This window comes from Mesorhizobium sp. M1A.F.Ca.ET.072.01.1.1, assembly GCF_004023325.1.
GTDB lineage: Bacteria > Pseudomonadota > Alphaproteobacteria > Rhizobiales > Rhizobiaceae > Mesorhizobium.
The window spans coordinates 1-2,135 of record NZ_RZSF01000579.1 but is presented as its reverse complement, the minus strand read 5'-3'; the positions used below and the strand labels follow the sequence as shown (position 1 = coordinate 2,135).

The window sequence follows — 2,135 nt, the reverse complement described above, 5'->3', positions numbered from 1 at the left end:
GCCGGAGAGCGGTCGCGGGCAAAATCGAGATGCCGGAAGGCCAAAGGCGGGAAAGCGACGGCGTCGAACACCAGCACCCTGGCGGGCGCGCCGGTATCCGGCGGCGGCAGATGCGCCGGCGAAACCATGCTGCAGCCAGCCAGGCAGCAGGCCGGCATGTGCTGCCGGTGCGGATCGTTACCCGGAAGCTTGACCGCCCCGTCATGCGTGCAGATGACGTTGCCGAAGGCATCGAGCTTTGAAGGCGCGCCAAAGGCGAAGGCGCCAAGCGCCGACTGAAGCAACAGCAGCAGCGCCGCGACGAACGCGGCCGGCATGCTCCATCGTCTCAGCCGGATATTCAAATGACCTGCCTCTTTCCAGCAATTCGACCGAGCCTAGCATGGGGGCGGCGGCCGGAAAATCGGCAAAACCGGGCTGCGGCAACGCGGCGCGACGCGCCTGATCAGGCGGGCTGCACCTGCCGCCCTTCCGGAATGGAGCTCAACAGCGTCTGGCGCGCCGACTTCAGATGCTTGCGGCAGGCGGCGTCCACCTTGGCGGGATCGCGCGATTTCAGCGCCGCGATATAGGCGAGATGCTCCTGGACCGCGACCTCGTTGCGCTCGCGTTCCTGCGCCTTGTTCCATTGGTAGTGGTAGTGGAAGATCATCGCGATCACATCGTAGAAATCGACGATGAAGCGGTTGTGCGAGGCGCGGTGGATCAGCCGGTGGAAGCGCTCATCGAGCTCGGAGAATTCGTTGAAGCGCGTCGCGATCTCGCTCGCCAGTTGGCGATGTTCGATCTCCAGCCGGTCAAGATCGGCCCAGACCGCGCTTTCCTGCGGCAGCGCGACGAAGGCAGCCGCCGAACGCAGCTCGAACATCTCGCGGATCTCAGTCAGCTCAAGCGCGAAGGCGCGGGTGAAGCCCTTGAGCACCCAGTGGCTGTTGCGCCGCTTCTCGATCAAACCGAAGCGCGAGAAGCGGATCAGGAATTCGCGCACGCTGGTGGTGCCGACGCCGATCTCGCGCGCCAGCTCGAGCTCGTTGATCTGCATGCCTGCTTCCGCGCCGCCGGCGAGCAGCCGGCGCATGAAGGAGCGCTCGATGATCTCGGCCAGCGAGTCGGTCTCTTCCTCGGGGAAGAAATCTTCCGCCTTCGGCGCCCGCAGCACCGTTTTGTTGCGCTTGTTCCAGGCGATCAGCCCGGTTTCTTCCATGCGCGAAAGAATGCTGCGCACCGTGGTGCGGCTGACGCCGAGCAGCGTTCCGAGCTCGGGCTCGGACGGCAGGCTCCTGGTTTCGTCGAGCAGCCGCAGTCCGCGGTTGAAGGCGTCCTTATAGACGTTGTTGCTCTTCGACATGCCCCGTATCCCCAACGCTTGCGGCGGCCGGCCGGAAGCGCAATATGATCGGTGTTCCTAGCGCAAGCCTCCGAAATGCGGAACGAATTTCGCCGGCTTTATCTAACGGGCGGCCACGCACCCAAGGGCGCTCGGCGCGCGATGAAAAAACAATTGACGCAAAAATGTTTTTTCACGATAAAAGACATTATCTTCAAACGGGCGCATGTCAATCCGCCCATACTCCCAGGTTTACCCAGGACAGCCGCCCGTGAACGCCGCAAGCACCATTCTTCTTTCCCCCGCCGATAATGTCGCGGTCGCCAATGGCCGCATCGAGATCGGTGCGGCGCTGCCCGGCGGCGCGGTTGCGGTGGCGGCGATCGACCCAGGGCACAAGGTCGCGATCAAGCCGATCGCGGCGGGCGAAGCGGTGGTGAAATATGCGCAGGCGATCGGCCGCGCCACTCAAGCCATCGCGCCGGGCGAGCACGTCCACTCGCATAATCTGGTGTTCGAGAGCGGCCGCTTGCCTGTGGTGCCGCCGAGCGAGGCCGAGCACGCCACCGAAGCGGACCGCAAGCGCACCTTCATGGGCTATCGCCGCGCCGATGGTCGCGCCGGAACGCGCAACTTCATCGGCATCATCGCCAGCGTCAATTGCTCGTCCACCGTCTGCCATGCGATCGCCGACGAGGCCAATCGCACGCTTTTGCCGAAATATCCCGGCATCGACGGTTTCGTACCGATCGTCCACGGGCAGGGCTGCGGCATGAGCGCCACCGGCGACGGCATGATGGTGCTGCAC

The 2,135-nt window shown here is 64.3% G+C and carries 3 protein-coding genes; 1 reads left to right on the top strand and 2 read right to left on the bottom strand.

Annotation, left to right across the window (positions count from 1 at the left end; genetic code table 11):
• The coding region (locus EOA32_RS36510; RefSeq protein ID WP_128374254.1) for a hypothetical protein at nt 1–317 on the bottom strand (317 nt) is incomplete at its 3' end.
• 128 nt (nt 318–445) lie between these two features.
• Nucleotides 446–1,348, bottom strand: a complete 903-nt coding sequence (locus EOA32_RS36505) for a GntR family transcriptional regulator (protein ID WP_095780099.1) — start codon at nt 1,346–1,348, stop codon at nt 446–448.
• A gap of 250 nt (nt 1,349–1,598) precedes the next feature.
• Between EOA32_RS36505 and EOA32_RS36500 the strand changes: the two genes are divergently transcribed.
• Nucleotides 1,599–2,135: UxaA family hydrolase (locus EOA32_RS36500; protein WP_189407688.1), on the top strand; the 537-nt coding region annotated here is incomplete at its 3' end.

Bases quoted from the DNA above. Each gene is read 5' to 3' on its own strand.
- EOA32_RS36505 (WP_095780099.1), bottom strand. From the start codon at position 1,348: ATGTCGAAGAGCAACAACGTCTATAAGGACGCCTTCAACCGCGGACTG.